This window comes from Streptomyces barkulensis (assembly GCF_002843305.1).
GTDB lineage: Bacteria > Actinomycetota > Actinomycetes > Streptomycetales > Streptomycetaceae > Streptomyces > Streptomyces barkulensis.
In genome coordinates this window covers 89,831-108,639 of record NZ_PGSG01000027.1, presented here as the reverse complement: position 1 = coordinate 108,639, position 18,809 = coordinate 89,831, and the positions used below count along the sequence as shown (strand labels likewise).

14 protein-coding genes are annotated in these 18,809 nt (G+C 71.8%); 3 read left to right on the top strand and 11 right to left on the bottom strand.

Annotated features, from left to right (window positions below; translation table 11 throughout):
* Both CUT83_RS06415 and CUT83_RS06410 read right to left on the bottom strand, forming a co-directional pair.
* Entirely contained in the window at positions 1 to 414 is a 414-nt protein-coding gene (locus tag CUT83_RS06415) for a roadblock/LC7 domain-containing protein (protein WP_026057603.1), read from the bottom strand.
* A 9-nt stretch (positions 415 to 423) separates the two neighbouring features.
* On the bottom strand, positions 424 to 3,963 hold the full coding sequence (locus CUT83_RS06410) for a sensor histidine kinase (RefSeq protein WP_101254895.1): 3,540 nt from the start codon (positions 3,961 to 3,963) through the stop codon (positions 424 to 426).
* A 557-nt stretch (positions 3,964 to 4,520) separates the two neighbouring features.
* Here CUT83_RS06410 and CUT83_RS06405 point away from each other — a divergent pair.
* On the top strand, positions 4,521 to 4,709 hold the full coding sequence (locus CUT83_RS06405; protein ID WP_101254894.1) for a hypothetical protein: 189 nt from the start codon (positions 4,521 to 4,523) through the stop codon (positions 4,707 to 4,709).
* Between the two features lie 134 nt (positions 4,710 to 4,843).
* Here CUT83_RS06405 and CUT83_RS06400 read toward each other — a convergent pair whose 3' ends face one another.
* The 6 genes from CUT83_RS06400 to CUT83_RS31345 form a co-directional block, all read right to left on the bottom strand.
* The gene (locus CUT83_RS06400) at positions 4,844 to 5,074 is read right to left on the bottom strand and encodes an acyl-CoA carboxylase epsilon subunit (protein WP_173915034.1); all 231 of its coding nucleotides are present in this window, start codon (positions 5,072 to 5,074) and stop codon (positions 4,844 to 4,846) included.
* A gap of 20 nt (positions 5,075 to 5,094) precedes the next feature.
* The gene (locus CUT83_RS06395) at positions 5,095 to 6,678 is read right to left on the bottom strand and encodes an acyl-CoA carboxylase subunit beta (RefSeq protein WP_101254893.1); all 1,584 of its coding nucleotides are present in this window, start codon (positions 6,676 to 6,678) and stop codon (positions 5,095 to 5,097) included.
* A 209-nt stretch (positions 6,679 to 6,887) separates the two neighbouring features.
* A complete protein-coding gene (gene cimA / locus CUT83_RS06390) occupies positions 6,888 to 8,531 on the bottom strand; it encodes a citramalate synthase (RefSeq protein ID WP_101254892.1) in 1,644 nt (547 codons plus the stop codon).
* A 457-nt stretch (positions 8,532 to 8,988) separates the two neighbouring features.
* Positions 8,989 to 10,092, bottom strand: coding sequence for a branched-chain amino acid aminotransferase (locus CUT83_RS06385; protein WP_101254907.1), 1,104 nt, complete (start codon positions 10,090 to 10,092; stop codon positions 8,989 to 8,991).
* A 232-nt stretch (positions 10,093 to 10,324) separates the two neighbouring features.
* Positions 10,325 to 11,362 carry a 3-isopropylmalate dehydrogenase gene (locus CUT83_RS06380; protein WP_101254906.1) on the bottom strand — a complete coding sequence of 346 codons (1,038 nt, stop codon included), beginning with the start codon at positions 11,360 to 11,362 and terminating at the stop codon, positions 10,325 to 10,327.
* Positions 11,363 to 11,547: 185 nt separating this feature from the next.
* On the bottom strand, positions 11,548 to 11,682 hold the full coding sequence (locus tag CUT83_RS31345; RefSeq protein WP_093663306.1) for a hypothetical protein: 135 nt from the start codon (positions 11,680 to 11,682) through the stop codon (positions 11,548 to 11,550).
* A gap of 419 nt (positions 11,683 to 12,101) precedes the next feature.
* On the opposite strand from CUT83_RS31345, the gene CUT83_RS06375 reads away from it, so the two are divergent.
* Positions 12,102 to 12,782: a Uma2 family endonuclease gene (locus tag CUT83_RS06375; RefSeq protein WP_101254891.1), complete on the top strand. Its 681-nt coding sequence runs from the start codon at positions 12,102 to 12,104 to the stop codon at positions 12,780 to 12,782.
* A gap of 109 nt (positions 12,783 to 12,891) precedes the next feature.
* Here CUT83_RS06375 and pruA read toward each other — a convergent pair whose 3' ends face one another.
* Positions 12,892 to 14,523, bottom strand: a complete 1,632-nt coding sequence (gene pruA, locus CUT83_RS06370; RefSeq protein WP_101254890.1) for an L-glutamate gamma-semialdehyde dehydrogenase — start codon at positions 14,521 to 14,523, stop codon at positions 12,892 to 12,894.
* Between the two features lie 70 nt (positions 14,524 to 14,593).
* Positions 14,594 to 15,520, bottom strand: coding sequence for a proline dehydrogenase family protein (locus tag CUT83_RS06365; protein ID WP_101254889.1), 927 nt, complete (start codon positions 15,518 to 15,520; stop codon positions 14,594 to 14,596).
* A 191-nt stretch (positions 15,521 to 15,711) separates the two neighbouring features.
* Here CUT83_RS06365 and CUT83_RS06360 point away from each other — a divergent pair, with 191 nt between their 5' ends.
* Positions 15,712 to 16,908 (top strand): PucR family transcriptional regulator, encoded by a 1,197-nt coding sequence (locus CUT83_RS06360; RefSeq protein WP_173915036.1) that lies wholly within the window; start codon positions 15,712 to 15,714, stop codon positions 16,906 to 16,908.
* 114 nt (positions 16,909 to 17,022) lie between these two features.
* Here the strand turns inward: CUT83_RS06360 and serA are convergent, their stop codons facing one another.
* Positions 17,023 to 18,612: a phosphoglycerate dehydrogenase gene (serA, locus tag CUT83_RS06355; protein ID WP_101254887.1), complete on the bottom strand. Its 1,590-nt coding sequence runs from the start codon at positions 18,610 to 18,612 to the stop codon at positions 17,023 to 17,025.
* Positions 18,613 to 18,809 lie beyond the last annotated feature (197 nt).

Genomic DNA, 18,809 nt, shown 5'->3' with positions numbered 1-18,809 from the left:
CTAGTTGAGCAGACTTCCCTGCAGTTCGGCGCGGAGGTCCGGCGTCAGCACCGTACCCGCACGGTCCACCAACAGGGCCATCTCATACCCGACCAGACCGATGTCCGCCTCCGGATGCGCCAGCACCGCCAGCGAGGAACCGTCGGAGATCGACATGATGAAAAGGAACCCACGCTCCATCTCCACCACCGTCTGATTCACCGCACCCCCCTCGAAGATGCGCGACGCACCAGCGGTCAGCGAGGTCAGCCCCGACGCGACCGCCGCCAACTGATCGGCACGATCCCGCGGAAACCCCTCGGACATGGCCAGAAGGAGGCCGTCGGCGGAGACCACCACCGTGTGCGACACCCCCGGGGTGTTGTCCACGAAGTTGGTGATCAACCAGTTCAGATTCTGCGCCGCCTGGCTCATCGGACTCAACTAACGCTCCTGCTGGTAGGTGGGGCCTGTGCCGCGGCTGCCGCCGGCCTGGCCGTTTCCGGCCTGCCGACCCTGCTGGATGCCCCGGCGGAGATTGGTCAGCCGACCGCGTACGTCATCGGGCGCACGCGAGACCTGCGGACCGGTCGGTGTGGACGGCCGCTGCTGCGCGGTGCCCGCCACGAGGTTGGCGCGCGGCACGCGGCGGGGCAGACCGGAGGTGGTGACCCCGCCGGCCGCGGGCTGGCGGAGCTGTTCGGCCCGGCGCCAGCGCTCGTCGTTCGGGGTCTCCTGCCACCCGGTGCCGGTGCCGCCGCCGGCACCGCCGGACCCGCCGGTGGGCTGCCGCTGGGGCGCCGGCCGGGCGGGCCCTTCGGGCCGTTCGGGCCGCTGGGGGGATGCCGGACCGGGCGCTCCCGCCGACGGGGACTCACCCGACGACGCGGTCGCGGGAGCCTGCTGGGCGGCGGCCTGGCGGGCGCTGAACCAGTTCGTCTCCATCGACTCGAAGATCGGTGTGCGCTCGTCCGAGCCCGTCGCGGCCGGGCTGCTGCCGGGAAGTTCGTAGGCGGAGGACTCGCGGGCGGTGGAGGCGCCCTGCCGGGGGACGGCGTACTGCCCGGTGTCCTGCGGGGTCTGAGGCGCCGGGTACTGGCCGGTGTCCTGGGGGCCGCCCGGAAGGGCGTACTGACCGGTGTCCTGCGGGCTCTGGGGTCGGGCGTACTGACCGGTGTCCTGAGGCACCGGGTACTGGCCGGTGTCCTGCGGACCGCGCGGACCGCCCTGCGGCTCCACACGCGGAAGCGGGGCGGTCTCGCCGGGCCCGGCGGGCTGCTGCGGGTACGCGCCGGGGCCGCCCGGACGGGCGAACTCCGAGGTGCTCTCCGCCTCTTCGTGACCGCGCGGCGCGTCGGGGGCCTCGTAGCGGCCGGACGCCCGGTCGTCGCGGCCGTCGGCCCAGCTGGGGCGCCGCTCGCCGGGTCCGGCGGGCAGTTCGCCCGTGGAGACGTCGGCACGCCGCTGCGGCGGCTGCTGGCCGGTGCGGGGCTCGGGGCGCGCGCCGGAGCCGAAGGCCCCCGCGGGCACACCCTCTCCGGGACGCCCGGGCTGCCCGGGGCGGGGCGACTGCCCGGGGCCGGGGCGGCCGGGGGCACCGAAGCCACCGCCCGCGGGACCGCCTGCCGCGGGACTGCCTGCCGCGGGACCGCCCGCCGGACCGCCGGGAAGCGCGGCACGCGAGGAGGAAGCGCCCTGGACCTGGTTGCGGGTGGGCAGCGCACCGAGCCGGCTGGTACCGGCCGGCGCACCACCGCCCTGCGGCTCTCGCCGCAGCGTGGCGGACGGGCCGGCGCCCTGGCCGCCGTCGCCGGAGGGCTTCCTCTGCTGACCGTTCTGCTGGCCGTTCTGCTGACCGCCGCGCTGGGCGACGTCGACCGGGAGCATGACCAGCGCGGTCGTGCCGCCGGAGTCGGAGGGGCGCAGCTGGATGCGGATGCCGTGCCGCAGGGACAGGCGGCCGACCACGAACAGGCCCATGCGGCGGGAGACCGAGACGTCGACCGTCGGGGGGTTGGCGAGCCGCTCGTTGATCGCCGCGAGGTCCTCGGGCGACAGTCCGATGCCGGTGTCGTGGATCTCGACCAGCACCCGGCCGTCGGGCAGCGCGTGGCCGGTGACCTTGACCTTGGTCTGCGGCGAGGAGAACGAGGTGGCGTTCTCCAGCAGCTCGGCCAGCAGGTGCACCAGGTCGTTGACGACCCGGCCCGCGACCTCGGTGGTGGGAACGGCGCTCAGCTCGATGCGCTCGTACTGCTCCACCTCGGACGCGGCGGCGCGCAGCACGTCCACCAGCGGCACCGGGCGGGTCCAGCGGCGGCCGGGCTCCTCGCCCGCGAGGACCAGCAGGTTCTCGCCGTTACGGCGCATACGGGTCGCCAGGTGGTCCAGCTTGAACAGGGAGGAGAGCTGGTCCGGGTCGGCCTCGCGGGACTCCAGTTCGGAGATGAGCGAGAGCTGGCGCTGGATCAGGCCCTGACTGCGGCGCGAGAGGTTGGTGAACATCGCGTTGACGTTCCCCCGCAGCAGCGCCTGCTCGGCGGCGAGCCGGACGGCCTCGCTGTGCACGTCGTCGAACGCCGCGGCCACCCGGCCGATCTCGTCGCGGCTGTGGACGCCGACGGACTCCACGGAGGTGTCGACGTCCTGCGGGTCGGCCTCGGAGAGCTGCTTGACCAGCTCGGGCAGGCGGCGGCGGGCCACGTCCTGCGCGGTGTCCTGCAGCCGGCGCAGCGAGCGGATCATGGAGCGGGCCACGACGAACGCGCCGACCAGCGAGATGCCGAGCACGAGCAGCACCAGGACACCGTTGAAGAGGGCCGACTGCTGGGCCTCGGCCCGCAGCGTACGGGCCTGCTCGTCCATCTGCGTGAGCAGCGAGGCCTCGATCTTCCGCATCTGCTCGATCTTGACCTGGTCCTGGTCGAACCAGTCCAGGTAGGAGCGGTTCTCGCGTGAGATGCCCTTGGGGTCCTTCACCACACGCTCGGCGTACTCGTCGGCCGAGGTGATGTTGACGATGCCCTCGTCGAGCGGCTTGGTGAGCTCGGCCGCCTCGTTGTTGCCGTAGATGTCGTCGAAGCGCTTACGGGCCGCGCTCTCGCTCTCCCAGGCCGTCCTGATGTACAGGTGGTCGTTGTCCGACAGCTTGGGGCCGTCCTCGCGAGCCAGGCCGGCGCTGATGATCGCCCGCTGCATGGAGGCGTACTCCTTGGCGGAGGAGAACGCCGCCAGCGCACGGGTGCTCTGGATCATCTCCGGGTTGCTGGTGGCCTGCGCCATGTCCTGGGACAGGCTCAGCAGCGACTCGATCAGCTGGTTGTAGTCGTTGACCGTCTGCGAGATGTTGTCCGGGTTGTCGTACGCCCGCTCCCGGATGGTCTTGAGCCGGTTCAGCTGCCGGGTGATGTCCGTGATCGTGGCACGGACGCCGGAGAGGAGCCCGGCGTCGGCGGTGTCGAGCGCGGGGGTGGCGTCGAAGAACGCGGCCTTGACCTGGTCGGTCTCCTCGCGCGGACCGACGACCGCGTCGTCCTTGGGGTTGCCGGTGCCGGTCAGGGGGCCGGCCGAGCGGTCCCGCTCCTCCTGGAGCGCCGTCGCCAGCTCGGTGGCGCGCTCGGTCATCTCCGTGAGGAGCTTCATGTTGTCGAGCTGGTCGACCTCGGCGAGCGAGCTGTTGATGCTCAGTGCGCCCAGCGAGGTGGCCGTGACGACCGGAAGGGCCAGCAGCGAGACCAGACGGGTACTGATGCGCCAGTTGCGCAGGGCCAGACGGGAGCCCGTGGCGCCGGGCTCCTTGGGCTTCGGGGCGCCCTCGGCCTCGCCGTCCGGTCGCGCCTTCGCGCGCTTGCCCTTGTCGGCGTCGAGGGCCTGCTCCCGGCCACCGCTCTCCTGGGCGCGCTGTGGTGAGGAGCCGCGGTCGGTCGCACCGCGCAGCTCCGGGTCCCCCACAGCGCTGCCATCCCTCTTGAAACGTCCCTGCACTAGCGTCGCAACCTCTGGACCAGGCGTCCCCCCGCGAACGGCGGAACGGTATCGAGTCGGGAAGGTCCGAAGGACCCCCCTGACGGTCGTGAGTGACCGGCGCGCCCCCAAGTCTCCGCCGCGCGGCGCTCCTATGCGCCCCTTGCGCGCCGGGTCGTCTCCTGCGGCGGTCCGTGGAATTCCAGCACAGTGCCGGATCTCCAACAAGGTCCGTGGATAAGGCTGTGACATGCGTGACGCTACGCAGACACTCTGTGGCTGAGGGTGTAGACACATACGGCGCATCACGGACTTTTGGCAGCTGGCGCCACACGTGAGCCGCTACAGTGCCCACTGCCCCGGTAGCGACACCAGAGGGTGGATGGCCCGATTTTGGCCGGGTATGCCCGTTTAGGTGACCGGCTCAGGTGGTCCGTTATGTGGCTTTTGCCCGCCGTTTCGTGAGTAAAATCACAGACGGATCGTTATACGAGTCATCCCTGGAGGGGAATGGGGCCCCTTACGCTCAGCTTTACACAAGGTATGTAAACGACAAGAAGGCGAACGAGGCAGACCTGGTGAAGACGACGATGATCACGCGCAGCGTTGCCAATCCGCAGCGCACCACCCTGGCCCACCTCGAGGACGCCGACGAGCCGGCGGGCGTCCCGGCCGAGCGCGCGGAGAGCGGGGAGGACGCGGGGAACCTTCCGGCCCGGACCGCCAACCCGCGCCGGACCGTTCTGATGGACGCCCCCGTCGGCTGACCGGCCCCGCGACGACAGACCTCGCCGGCCCCCGTACACCCGAGGTGTACGGGGGCCGGTCCGTGCGAGTTCGCGCCGAAGGCCGGTTCGCCCGGTCCCGGCGGCGGGCGCTCCCGGGCTCCTCCGGTCTCCGGTCAGCCCTGCCAGCTGTGCGGGGCCCGGAAACCGGAGGTGCGCTCCAGGCGGCGCCAGGGTGCGGTGCTGCGGCGCGGACGGGAGGCGGCGGGGCCGGCCCGGTGGGCGGCGGCGCGGGCCAGGAGCAGGGCGGTGACCGCGGCGAGCTCCTCCTCGCTGGCGTGGCCCTTCTCCACACGGACCACGTCGGCGACGGCCGCGGCTGCGGTGGTGGTGGCGGAAACGTTCACGGGGCTGGTCCTCACAGGTGTCACTGGGGCGGGTTGCCGTGCTTGCGGGCGGGCAGATCGGCGTGCTTGGTGCGGAGCATGGCCAGGGCGCCGATGAGTACGGAGCGCGTCTCGGCGGGGTCGATGACGTCGTCGACCAGGCCGCGTTCGGCCGCGTAGTAGGGGTGCATCAGCTCGGACCGGTACTCCTTGACCAGCTCCGCCCGGGTGGCCTCGGGGTCGTCGGAGGCGGCGATCTGCCGCCGGAAGATCACGCCCGCCGCTCCCTCGGCGCCCATCACCGCGATCTCGTTGGTCGGCCAGGCGTAGGTCAGGTCCGCGCCGATGGACTGGGAGTCCATGACGATGTACGCGCCGCCGTAGGCCTTGCGCAGCACCAGCGAGATCCGCGGCACGGTGGCGTTGCAGTACGCGTACAGCAGCTTGGCGCCGTGCCGGATGATCCCGCCGTGCTCCTGGTCCACGCCGGGCAGGAAGCCGGGCACGTCCAGCAGGGTGAGGATGGGGATGTTGAACGCGTCGCACATCTGCACGAAGCGGGCGGCCTTCTCGGAGGCGTGGATGTCCAGCACGCCGGCGAGCTGCTGGGGCTGGTTGGCGACGATCCCCACCACCTGGCCGTCCATCCGGGCCAGCGCGCAGATGATGTTGGTGGCCCAGCGCTCGTGGACCTCCAGCATCTCGCCGTCGTCGACGATCTCCTCGATCACCGCGCGCATGTCGTAGGGGCGGTTGCCGTCGGCCGGCACCAGGTCGTACAGCACCTCGCCGCGCCGGTCGGCCGGGTCGGCGCACTCGGTGCGCGGCGGGTTCTCCCGGTTGTTGGACGGCAGCAGGGACAGCAGGTAGCGGACCTCCTCCAGGCAGGCGGTCTCGTCGTCGTAGGCGAAGTGCGCCACGCCCGAGGTCGACGCGTGCACGTCCGCCCCGCCCAGCCCGTTCTGGCTCACCTGGGCACCGGTGACCGCCTGGACGACGTCGGGGCCGGTGATGAACATCTGCGAGGTGTCGCGGACCATGAACACGAAGTCGGTCAGCGCCGGGGAGTAGGCCGCCCCGCCCGCGCACGGGCCCAGCATCACCGAGATCTGCGGGATCACCCCGGAAGCCCTGGTGTTGCGCTGGAAGATGCCGCCGTAGCCGGCCAGGGCCACCACGCCCTCCTGGATGCGGGCGCCGGCCCCGTCGTTGAGGGAGACCAGCGGCGCGCCGGCCGCGATGGCCATGTCCATGATCTTGTGGATCTTCTGCGCGTGGGCCTCGCCCAGCGCCCCGCCGAAGATCCGGAAGTCGTGGGCGTAGACGAAGACGGTGCGGCCGTGGACGGTGCCCCAGCCGGTGACCACCCCGTCGGTGTACGGCTTTCTGTCCTCCAGGCCGAAGCCGGTGGCGCGGTGCCGGCGCAGCGGCTCGACCTCCTGGAACGACCCCTCGTCCAGCAGCAGTTCGATCCGCTCACGCGCGGTCAGCTTGCCCTTGGAGTGCTGGGCCTCGGTGGCCCGCTCGCTCGGACCGCGCCGAACCTGCTCACGGATGGCGTGCAACTCCGCCACACGGCCACGGGCGTCACTCGCCGCGAGCGGCGTCTGGGACAGATCGGTCATGTTCAGACCCTACGAAACCGCCGCACTGTTCGCCGTCGTCGGATTCGTACAGTCTCAGCCCGCGATTCATGGCCACGCTGGACAGAACCACGCCTTTGAGGCCGCCACACCAGGGAGGATCCCCAGTTTCCTCTGGCGCGGACTGTGGGGTTCCCACAGTCCGCGCCAGAGGAGCGTTCAGGCCTGGGTGGGCGTGTCGTGACGGCCGGTCAGCCCTGCGGCTCGACGCCGGCGCGCAGCAGGCCGTAGGTGTAGGCGTCGACGAGGGCCTGCCAGGAGGCGGCGATGACGTTGTCGGCCACTCCGACGGTGGACCACTCGCCTCCGCCGTCCCCGGTGGACACCAGCACCCGTGTGGTGGACTCCGTGCCGTGGGTGCCCGCCAGGATGCGGACCTTGTAGTCCACCAACTCCATCTGGGCGAGCTCGGGGTAGATCCGCTCCAGCGCCAGCCGGAGGGCCCGGTCCAGGGCGTTGACGGGGCCGTTCCCCTCGGCGGTGGAGACGATGCGCTCGCCCTTGGCCCACAGCTTCACGGTCGCCTCGTTGGCGTGGGAACCGTCGGGGCGGTTCTCCACGATGGCGCGCCAGGACTCGGTGGTGAAGAAGCTCCGGGAGCGCTCCTCCGCCCCGCCCCGCAGCAGCTCCTCGCGCAGCAGCAGCTCGAAGGACGCGTCGGCGGCCTCGTAGCTGTACCCGCGCAGCTCGCGCTCCTTGACGCGCTCCACGATCCGGCCGACCAGCTCGCGGTCACCGCTCAGATCGATCCCCAGCTCCTGGCCCTTGAGCTCGATGGAGGCCCGGCCGGCCATGTCGGAGACCAGCATCCGCAGGCGGTTGCCGACCAGCTCGGGGTCGATGTGCTGGTAGAGGTCGGGATCCACCTTGATGGCGGAGGCGTGCAGTCCGGCCTTGTGTGCGAACGCGGAAACACCCACGTACGGCTGATGGGTGGAGGGCGTCAGGTTGACGACCTCGGCGATGGCGTGGGAGATCCGCGTCATCTCGCGCAGCGCGCCCTCGGGCAGGACCTTCATGCCGTACTTGAGCTGGAGGGCGGCGACCACCGAGAAGAGGTTGGCGTTGCCCACGCGCTCGCCGTAGCCGTTGGCGGTGCACTGCACATGGGTGGCGCCGGCGTCCACCGCGGCCAGGGTGTTGGCGACGGCGCAGCCGGTGTCGTCCTGGGCGTGGATACCCAGTCGCGCGCCGGTGTCGGCGTGCACCGTCCGCACCACGGCCTGGATCCGGGCGGGGAGCATGCCGCCGTTGGTGTCGCACAGCACGACCACGTCGGCGCCGGCCTCGTAGGCGGTGCGCACGACCCGCTTGGCGTACTCGGGGTCGGCCTGGTAACCGTCGAAGAAGTGCTCGCAGTCGACGAAGACCCGCCGGCCCCGCTCCCGCAGGTGCTCCACCGTGTCGCGGACCATCGCCAGGTTCTCCTCCAGCGTGGTGCGCAGCGCCAGCTCGACATGGCGGTCGTGCGCCTTGGCGACGATGGTGACCACCGGCGCCTGCGAGTCGACCAGCGCCCGCACCTGCGGGTCGTCGGCCGCGGCGACGCCCGCCCTGCGGGTGGCGCCGAACGCGACGAGCCGGGCGTGGCGGAAGTCGATCTCCTCACGGGCGCGCCGGAAGAACTCGGTGTCCCGGGGGTTGGCACCGGGCCAGCCGCCCTCGATGAAGCCGACACCGAAGTCGTCCAGGTGACGGGCGATGGTGAGCTTGTCCGCGACGGAGAGGTTGATGCCCTCCCGCTGTGCCCCGTCGCGGAGCGTGGTGTCGAAGACGTGGAACGCGTCGCCGAGGGACGCGTCCCCCGGCTGCCGGGAGGCCGCGGCGTCGGTCATGCTGGTCTGGCTCCTGTCGATGGATGTAGGTCCGGAGTGCTTGGCCCTACTTGTCCCCATCATCCCTCACGCCCTCGTTCCGGCCGGGTGGTGCCGGAAAACGAAAAAACCTCTCGCGGGTGCGAGAGGTCTGCGCGCGGGTCTGGGACACGGTGTCCGCCACCGCACCGGGTGTGTGCGTAGGCGGTCACTGCGGACCGGCGCGCCTGCTGCCGAAAATCATGGCGAGGTGAGGCACGGGCACAGTCTGGCACGGATCCGCTCCGCGGATCGGGTGGTCTCACGATGTGGTCGCCGCCGTCCGTGGAGGCGGACGGCGGAACGGGAAGCGGCGGGACGGGAGGACCGGAAGGACCGGGGGGATGGGAGAACCAGGGGCGGGAGGACCGGAGGATGGGAGGACCGGGGGATGGGAGGGCCGGGACGCTCTCGGCCCTCCCATCCCGCCGGACCGGGCTCAGGCCAGCCTGTGCATCCAGCCGTGCGTGTCCTGCGCGCGGCCGGTCTGGACCGCCAGCAGCGCCTCGCGCAGCTCCATGGTGATCTCACCCGGCTCGCCGTCGCCCACCGTCCAGTTCCCGGCGGCGGACTTCACCGTGCCGACCGGGGTGATGACGGCCGCGGTGCCGCAGGCGAAGACCTCGGTGATCGAACCGTCGGCGTTGCCCTCGCGCCAGTCGTCGACGGAGATGCGGGCCTCCTCGGTGCCGTAGCCCAGGTCGGAGGCGATCGTCAGCAGCGAGTCGCGGGTGATGCCCGGCAGCAGGGTGCCGGTCAGCCTGGGCGTGACGATGGTGGCGTCCTTGCCCGACCCCTTCACGAAGTACAGGTTCATGCCGCCCATCTCCTCGATCCAGCGGCGCTCTCCGGCGTCCAGCCAGACCACCTGGTCGCAGCCGTGCCCGGCGGCCTCGGCCTGGGCGACGAGGGAGGCCGCGTAGTTGCCGCCGGTCTTGGCCTCGCCCGTACCGCCGGGGGCGGCGCGCACGTACTCCTGCGACAGCCAGACCGAGACGGGCTTGACACCGCGCGGGAAGTAGGCGCCCGCGGGCGAGGCGATCACCACGAACAGGTACTCGTTCGCGGGCTTGACCCCGAGGCCGACCTCCGTGGCGAACATGAAGGGGCGCAGGTACAGCGATTGCTCGCCCTCGCCGGGCACCCAGGCCCTGTCCTGCTGCACCAGTAGGTCGCACGCCTCGACGAAGGTCTCCACCGGCAGCTCGGGCATCGCAAGACGGCGTGCGGAGCGCTGGAAGCGCCGGGCGTTGGCGTCGGGGCGGAAGACGGCGACCGAGCCGTCGGGCTGCCGGTACGCCTTCAGCCCTTCGAAGATCGTCTGGGCGTAGTGCAGCGTCATGTTCGCCGGGTCCATCTGGAACGGGGCGTACGGCTGGAGCTGCGCGTCGTGCCAGCCACGGCCCTCGGTCCACCGGATGGTGACCATGTGGTCGGTGAAGTGCCGGCCGAAACCGGGGGCGGCGAGCACCGCCTCGCGCTCCGCGGCGGGCAGCAGCTGCGCGGAGGGCTTGAGGTCGAACTCGATACGGGGCGTCGTCATGGTGAGCGCGTCCTTCACTGGGTGTCGTGGTGGACCGCGCTCCCGTCGCCCCGATCGGTACCAGGACGTCCGAGCTTCCCTGCGTACAGCGGCCCCATGTCCGATTATCGGGGACGGCAGACCGCATGGGGCACGGGTGGGCGGTCCTGGTGGTAGATGTTCGCACCCAACCGCCGAGTAGCCCAGCGGCCGGGCGCCTGCGGCCCGGCCGGACGGAGCGTACGGCCGGGCGTCAGCCGGCTACTCGCGCCGCGAGGGCGTCGCCGATCTCCTCGGTGGTGCGGGGCGCGGAGCGCTCCGCGAGATCGGCCGAGACCGCGTCCTCGATGCGGGCCGCCTCGGGGTCCAGGCCCAGGTGCCGCAGCATCAGCGCGACGGAGAGGACCGTCGCGGTGGGGTCGGCCTTGCCGGTGCCGGCGATGTCGGGCGCGGAGCCGTGGACCGGCTCGAACATCGACGGGAAGGCGCCGGTGGGGTTGATGTTCCCGGAGGCGGCCAGTCCGATGCCGCCGGTGACGGCGGCGGCGAGGTCGGTGAGGATGTCGCCGAAGAGGTTGTCGGTGACGATCACGTCGAAGCGCTCGGGCTGGGTGACGAAGAAGATCGTCGCGGCGTCCACGTGCAGGTAGTCGGTGGTGACCTCGGGGTACTCCTCGCCGACCCGGTCGAAGATGTTCTTCCACAGGTGGCCGGCGTGCACCAGGACGTTGTTCTTGTGGACCAGCGTGAGCTTCCTGCGCGGCCGGGCCTTGGCCCGCTCGTAGGCGTCCCGCACCACGCGCTCCACGCCGTAGGCGGTGTTCACGCTGACCTCGGTGGCCACCTCGGCCGGGGTGCCGGTGCGCAGGGAGCCGCCGTTTCCGGTGTACGGGCCCTCGGTGCCCTCCCGGACGACGACGAAGTCGATGTCGGGGCGGCCCGCCAGCGGGGTCGCGGTGTTCGGGAAGAGCCTGGAGGGACGCAGGTTGACGTAGTGGTCGAAGGCGAAGCGCAGCTTGAGCAGCAGCCCGCGCTCCAGCACGCCGGAGGGGACCGAGGGGTCGCCGATCGCGCCGAGCAGGATGGCGTCGTGGCTCCTGAGCTGCTCCAGCTCCGCGTCCGGCAGGGTCTCCCCCGTGGCGTGCCAGCGCTTCGCGCCGAGGTCGTACTCCCGTGTCCGCAGCTTCGCGTCCTGCGGAAGGACCGCGGACAGGACCTTCAGGCCCTGGGCCACGACTTCCCGGCCGATGCCGTCACCGGGGATCACTGCGAGGTCGATGCTGCGAGACATGGAAGGGACCATACCGCTCGTCCCAGGGAATGACACGCGCTGTCCGCGATGCGGACCGGGCGCTCCAGTGCCGTACGAGCGCCGTACGAGCGCTGCTGCGGCGCCGCACGAGCCGCGGCCGGGACTCTCGGTTCCGGGCGGCGGCTCGTGCGGCGGTACGGCCCGGGCGGGCGGCGGAGCCGGCCTCAGTGGCCGGTGGCGCCCCCGTTGTCCCGACGGTCCAGCGCCCGCTGGAGGGCGGCGGCCGCGTTGCGGCGGTCGGCGTTGTCGTGGTGGTCACGGGCGGTGTGACGGGGGCGGCGGCGTGCGGTCGCGTCCATGGCGAACTCCCTGAGGGGGCGGAAGAACCGGAGGGTGGAAAGAGGAGGGATTCCCAACGCGCCGTAAGGGCGGGGGCGGCCGGTGCGGCAGGGGTCACCTGCGACGGGCACGGCGCCTCATCCGCCATTCGCTGATGGAGCGAGACGTTCGGCTTCTACCAAAGTAAGGGCTGAAAGCTGTGATGTCCCGCCGATTAGTTGGCCTTCCTACTATCTGAGACGGGGCCTTCTCCGACCTGCGGTTTTGTCACTGTGACGCCGCACACTTCACTCTTTCGGGCGTGGGCTTGTCCCTTGTGGGCGCGCACGGGCGGAAGGGCTCTAGCGTCACTGGCGTCACTGACGTCGCACCCGTACCGCCGTACGTGCTGTACCGCGACGAAGAGCCCGCCCATACTTCAAGGAGGAGGTGCTACGCCATGACCGCTCTCACGCACGAGGCGCCCGAGGTCACCGGGGTCGACGAGACCGACGAGGACCCCGGGCCCCACGGCGGCCCACAGGCCCCGCCCCGGGCCGACCTGGACGAGGCACTGTGGCAGGCGTGGAAAACCTTGGAACTCCCCGAGGGCTTTCACGCCGAGATCGTCGAGGGGTCCATCGAAGTGTCTCCCACCGGCCGCCACTGCCACGGTCAGATCGTCAACCGCCTGCGCCGCGCCCTCGAGAGGTTCCTCGACGACGGCGACCACGTGGCCTACCAGGACATGAACGTCATCCACGAGCTGACGGCATACGTCCCCGACCTGTTCGTCGCCCCCGAGGACGACACCGAGCACGTCACCGAGGACGGGCTGGGGCTGAAGGCGTCCTGTGTGGAGATGGTCGTGGAGGTGGTCTCCCCCGGGCACCGCTCGATCGAGCGCGACCGGGTCCACAAGCGCCGCGCGTACGCCCGCGCGGGGGTGCCGGTGTACGTCCTGATCGACGACCACGACGGCCACGGCACCGTCACCGTGCTGACCTCCCCCTCCCCCGGCGAGGCCGTCTACGCCGCCGAGACCCGTGTCCCGTACGGGACGGAGGTGGCGATCCCCGACGGCGCGGCGAAGGGCTTCGTGATCGGGGAGGCGATCACCGGCCCGCGCCGCGGCGCCTGACACAGCCTGATTCCGCCGGCCCCGCGCACGCGGCGCCCCCGCCCGGACGGATCCGGGCGGGGGCGCCGTTCATGGTCGCTCCACGGGCCGTTTCACGGGCCGTCGAGGGTCAGCCCATGTGGGGGTAGCGGTAGTCGGTCGGCGGAATCAGGTTCTCCTTGATGGAGCGGGTGGACGTCCAGCGCATCAGGTTCTGCTTGGAGCCCGCCTTGTCGTTGGTGCCCGAGGCCCGGCCGCCGCCGAAGGGCTGCTGGCCGACGACGGCGCCGGTGGGCTTGTCGTTGATGTAGAAGTTGCCGGCGGCGTAGCGCAGCTTCTCGCAGGCCTGCGCGGCGGCGGCACGGTCCTGGGCGATGACGCAGCCGGTCAGGCCGTAGGGGGCGACCGACTCCATCTGCTCCAGCACCGCCTGGTACTCCGCGTCCTCGTAGACGTGGACGGCCAGGATCGGACCGAAGTACTCCTGCCGGAAGACCTCGCTCGCCGGGTCGGTGCAGGCGATGACGGTCGGGCGGACGAAGTAGCCGACGCTGTCGTCACAGCTCCCGCCGGCGACGATCTCACAGGCCGGGTCGGACTTCGCGCGCTCGATGGCGGCCTTGTTCTTGGCGAAGGCGCGCTCGTCGATGACGGCGCCCATGAAGTTCGACAGGTCGGTGACGTCGCCCATGGTCAGGCCCTCGACCTCGGCCGCGAACTCCTCCTTGAGGCCGCCCTCCCACAGGGAGCGCGGCACGTAGGCGCGCGAGGCCGCCGAGCACTTCTGCCCCTGGTACTCGAAGGCGCCGCGGGTCAGCGCGGTCCTCAGCACCGCCGGGTCGGCCGAGGGGTGGGCGACGACGAAGTCCTTGCCGCCGGTCTCACCGACCAGGCGCGGGTAGGTCTTGTAGTTCTCGATGTTGTTCCCGACCGTCTTCCACAGGTACTGGAAGGTCTTCGTCGAGCCGGTGAAGTGGATGCCGGCGAGGTCGGGGTGGGTCAGCGCCACCTCCGAGACCTCCTTGCCGTCGCCGGTCAGCAGGTTGATGACGCCGTCCGGCAGCCCCGCCTCCTCCAGCAGGCGCATCAGCAGCACGGCGGCGTGGGTCTGGGTCGGGGACGGCTTCCAGATCACCGTGTTGCCCATCAGCGCCGGTGCGGTGGGGAGGTTGCCCGCGATGGCGGTGAAGTTGAAGGGCGTGATCGCGTAGACGAAGCCCTCCAGCGGGCGGTGGTCCATGCGGTTCCACACGCCCGGGGAGTTGGCGACCGGCTGCTCGGCGAGGATCTGGCGGGCGTAGTGGACGTTGAAGCGCCAGAAGTCGATCAGTTCGCAGGGGGTGTCGATCTCCGCCTGCTGCGCCGTCTTGGACTGGCCGAGCATGGTGGAGGCGGCCATCGTCTCGCGCCAGGGGCCGGCCAGCAGTTCGGCGGCCCGCAGGAAGACCGCGGCGCGGTCGTCGAAGGAGAGCGAGCGCCACATCGGGGCGGCGGCCAGCGCCGCGTCGACGGCCTCCTGCGCGTCCTGCCGGGTGGCGTGGGCGGCGGTGCCCAGTACCGCCTTGTGGTTGTGGGGCTGCACGACGTCGAAGCGTTCGCCGCCGCCGAGGCGCCGCTTCCCGCCGATGGTCATCGTCAGGTCGATCGGGTTCTCGGCCAGCTCCTTGAGCCTGGTTTCGAGACGGGCGCGCTCCGGCGTGCCGGGTGCGTAGGTGTGCACCGGCTCGTTCACCGGCGTGGGGACCTGGGTCACAGCGTCCATGAGCCGTGTCTCCTTCGAGGGTTCGGATCTGTCGTCGTACGTCAAAGGGGTGTGCGCGGCCGTGTCCCGCTCAGCCTCTGGTGGCCAGCGAGCGCAGGAAGAACGCCAGGTTGGCGGGGCGCTCGGCCAGGCGCCGCATGAAGTACCCGTACCAGTCGGTGCCGTAGGGGACGTACACGCGCATCCGGTGACCGGCGGCGGCCAGCCGCTCCTGCTCGGCGGTGCGGATGCCGTACAGCATCTGGAACTCGTACTCGTCCGGCTTGCGGCCGGCGCGGCGGGCCAGCTCCTGTGCGATGGCCACCATCCGCGGGTCGTGGGATCCGATCATGGGATAGCCCTCGCCCGCCATCAGGATCCGCAGGCAGCGCACGTACGCCCGGTCCACCTCGCGCTTGTCCTGGAGCGCGACGGAGGCGGGCTCCTTGTAGGCGCCCTTGACCAGCCGGACCCGGGAGCCCTCGCCGGCCAGGGCGCGGCAGTCGTCCTCGGTGCGGTACAGGTACGACTGGAGTACCGCGCCCGTGGCGGGGAAGCGCTCGCGCAGCTTCGCCAGGATGGCCAGCGTGGAGTCGACCGTGGTGTGGTCCTCCATGTCCAGGGTGACGGTGGTGTCCGCCTCGGCGGCGGCCTCCACGACCCGCAGGACGCCCTCGTAGGCGATGTCGTCGCCTCCCGGGAGGGCCTGTCCGAAGGCGGAGAGCTTCACCGACATCTCGGCCCGCGCCCCCAGGCCGGCCTCCCGCAGCGCCTCGGCCAGGGCCAGGTAGGCGTCCCGGGCGCGCAGGGCCTCGGTGCGGTCGGTGACGTCCTCGCCCAGGTGGTCGAGGGTGATCTCCAGGCCCCGGCCGGTCAGGGAGCGGACGGTCTCCATGGCCTGGTCGAGGCGCTCTCCGGCGACGAAGCGGTCCACCATGGGGCGGGTGACCGGTGCGGCCGAGACGACGCGGCGGATGCTGTCGCTGCGCGCGGCCGCGAGGAGCACGGGACCCAGCACGGGGCACCTCCACGGGTGGTTCTCTGACGGTGGTCGAACGGCTGGTGAGCCACCGTCGAAACTAAGGATCGCTCCGCTTTCCCGCCATCGACAGCTGTCACGCTTCCGTGGCCCGGATCTCAGACATCTGTATGACAATGGCGGTGTGCGCGGGAGTGCCGCGGGCGGTGTACGGAAGGCGGCGCAAAGCGGTGCGCGAGGACTACCAGGTGCTGATCGACGAGGTGACCGCCCTCCTCGGCACCCCCGCGACACTGGAGAACCGCGACTTCGGGCTGATCGCCTTCGGGGCCCACGAGGGGGAGGACGACGGGGAGGACGGCGCCCTCCTGATGGACCCGGTGCGCACCCGCTCGATCCTCCGGCGCCGCTCCACCGCCCGGGTGCGGGCGTGGTTCGAGAGCTTCGGCATCACCCGGGCGGTGGAGCCCGTACGGATTCCGCCGGACCCGTCGGCCGGTGTGCTGCGGGGCCGGATCTGCGTGCCGGTGCGGCACGGCGGTGTGGTGCTGGGTTACATCTGGCTGCTGGACGACGGTGCGCTGGAGCTGTCCGACCCCAGGCTGGCGGACGTACAGGCCGTCGCGCGCCGCATCGGCTCACTGCTGGCCGACGAGTCCCGGGCGGGCGCACGCCGGGGCGAGCTGCTGTGCGCCCTGCTCACCGCGGCGCCGGGGCACCGGGCGGCCGTGGAGCTCGCGCAGGCGGAACTGGCCGGGGAACTGGGGCCGGTGGCGGCGGGTCCGCTGGCGGTGGTGGCCGTGGTGCCATGGGCGGAGGACGGGGAAGCGGAGGGCCGGTCGGCGGCGGCGCCCGGGATCCCCGGCGCGGTCGCGGTGTGCGCGGTGCCGGGGACGGAGGGGTTGGCCGTGCTGGTGCGGCTGCGCGCCCCCGACGGTCTCGACCCGGCCCGCACCGCCGCCGAACGGCTGCTGCGCTCGCCGCGCGCCGGGGCGACGGCGGGAATCGGCCGGCCCTGCACGGGGCTGGGCGGGGTACCCGGCGCCTGGCGGCAGGCGCTGGCCGCGGCGCGGGCGGCGCGGGCGGAGAGCAGGTTCGGGCCGGTTGCGCGGTGGGACCGGATCGGGCCGTACCGGCTGCTGGCCCTGCTCGCCCGCCCCTCCGGCCCGTCGGCGGCCGGTGTGCCGGACCCGTCGGTGCGTGCGCTGCTGGAACCCGGCCACCGGGAGATGGCCCGTACCGCCGAGGCGTTCCTGGACTGTGCGGGCCAGGCGGGCCGCACCGCGGCGCTGCTGGGCGTCCACCGGCAGACGCTGTACTACCGGCTGTCGCGGGTGGAGCAGCTCACCGGTCTCGACCTGGACGACGGCGAGGACCGGCTGCTGCTGCACATGGCGCTGAAGACGGCGCGGCTGCTGAGGGGTTGACCGTTCGCCTCCGCGCAGGAGGACCGCCGCGGCCCCGGCGCGGACATCCGCGCCGGGGCCGTGGTGATCTCCGGATCCCGCCCCCGGAGATTCACCCGGAGGAGGGATCTTCGATCAGTCCTCCAGGTTGACGTTACGGGCCGAGGTGGCACCGATCTCCTGTGCCATCTCACCCATCACCGGAGCCGGGATGGGGCCGTCCACGGTGAGGGCGACCAGTGCCTCACCGCCCTCCTCGGCGCGGGAGACCTGCATGCCGGCGATGTTGATGCCGGCCTCGCCCAGAACGCGGCCGACGGTGCCGACCACGCCGGGACGGTCGGCGTACCGCAGGAAGGCCATGTGCTCGGCCAGCGCGAGGTCGACGTCGTACTCGCCGACGGCGACGATCTTCTGGACGTGCTTGGGACCGGAGAGGGTGCCCGAGACCGAGACCTCCTGGCCGTCGGCCAGGGTGCCGCGCACGGTCACCACGTTGCGGTGCTCCGGGGACTCCGAGCTGGTGGTCAGCCGGACCTCCACCCCGCGCTCCTGCGCGAACAGCGGCGCGTTGACGTAGCTGACCGTCTCGTCGACGACGTCCTCGAAGACACCCTTGAGCGCGGAGAGCTCGAGCACCTTGACGTCGTGCTGGGTGATCTCGCCGTAGACCTCGACGTCGAGCCGGACGGCGACCTCGCCCGCCAGCGCGGTGAAGATCCGGCCCAGTCGCTCGGCCAGCGGCAGCCCGGGCCGCACGTCCTCGGCGATCACGCCGCCCTGGACGTTGACCGCGTCCGGGACCAGCTCGCCGGCGAGCGCCAGCCGCACCGAGCGGGCGACCGCGATGCCCGCCTTCTCCTGGGCCTCACCGGTGGAGGCGCCCAGGTGCGGGGTGCACACGACGTTGTCGAAGGCGAACAGCGGGGAGTCGGTGCACGGCTCGGTGGCGTACACGTCCAGGCCCGCGCCCGCGACCCGGCCCTCCTTCAGGGCCGACAGCAGCGCCGCCTCGTCCACGATGCCGCCGCGCGCGGCGTTGACGATCCGCACGCCCGGCTTGACCTTGTGGAGCGCCTCGTCGCCGATCAGACCCAGTGTCTCGGGGGTCTTGGGCAGATGGACGGTGATGAAGTCGGAAGTCTCCAGCAGTTCGTCCAGGGAGAGCAGCTTGACGCCCATCTGCGCGGCCCGGGCGGGCTGCACATAGGGGTCGTAGGCGACGACCCGCATGCCGAAGGCGGACATCCGCTGGGCGACCAGGACGCCGATGCGGCCGAGGCCGACGACGCCGAGGGTCTTCTCCGACAGCTCCACGCCGGTGTACTTGCTGCGCTTCCACTCGCCGTTCTTCAGGGCGGTGTTGGCCTGCGGGATGTTGCGGGCGGTGGCGACGATCAGGCCGCAGGCCAGCTCGGCCGCGGTGACGATGTTGGAGGTCGGCGCGTTGACGACCATCACGCCGGCCTTGGTGGCGGCGGAGACGTCGACGTTGTCCAGGCCGACCCCCGCGCGGGCGACGACCTTCAGCCGCCGGGCCGCGGCGATGGCCTCGGCGTCGACCTTGGTGGCGCTGCGCACCAGGATCGCGTCGACGTCGGCGATGGCGGTCAGGAGCTCGGCTCGGTCGGCCCCGTTGCAGTGCCGGATCTCGAAGTCCGGGCCGAGGGCGTCGACCGTGGCCGGCGAGAGTTCTTCGGCGATGAGTACTACGGGTTTGCTCACTTCGGTCTTCAGTCCTCACTGGTCCGTGCCGGCGGCCGCGTCCCGACGGCCGAGGGCGGTGGAGGTGGGCAGCCGCGTGGAGACGCACGACGCTGTGAGCCTGTGACGCGCTTGTGTGTGCAGTGTATCGGCGGAGGGGCGGCCCCGGTGGCCGATCACCGGGGCCGCTCCGCCCCGTCGGCGGGCCGCGGCGTCCA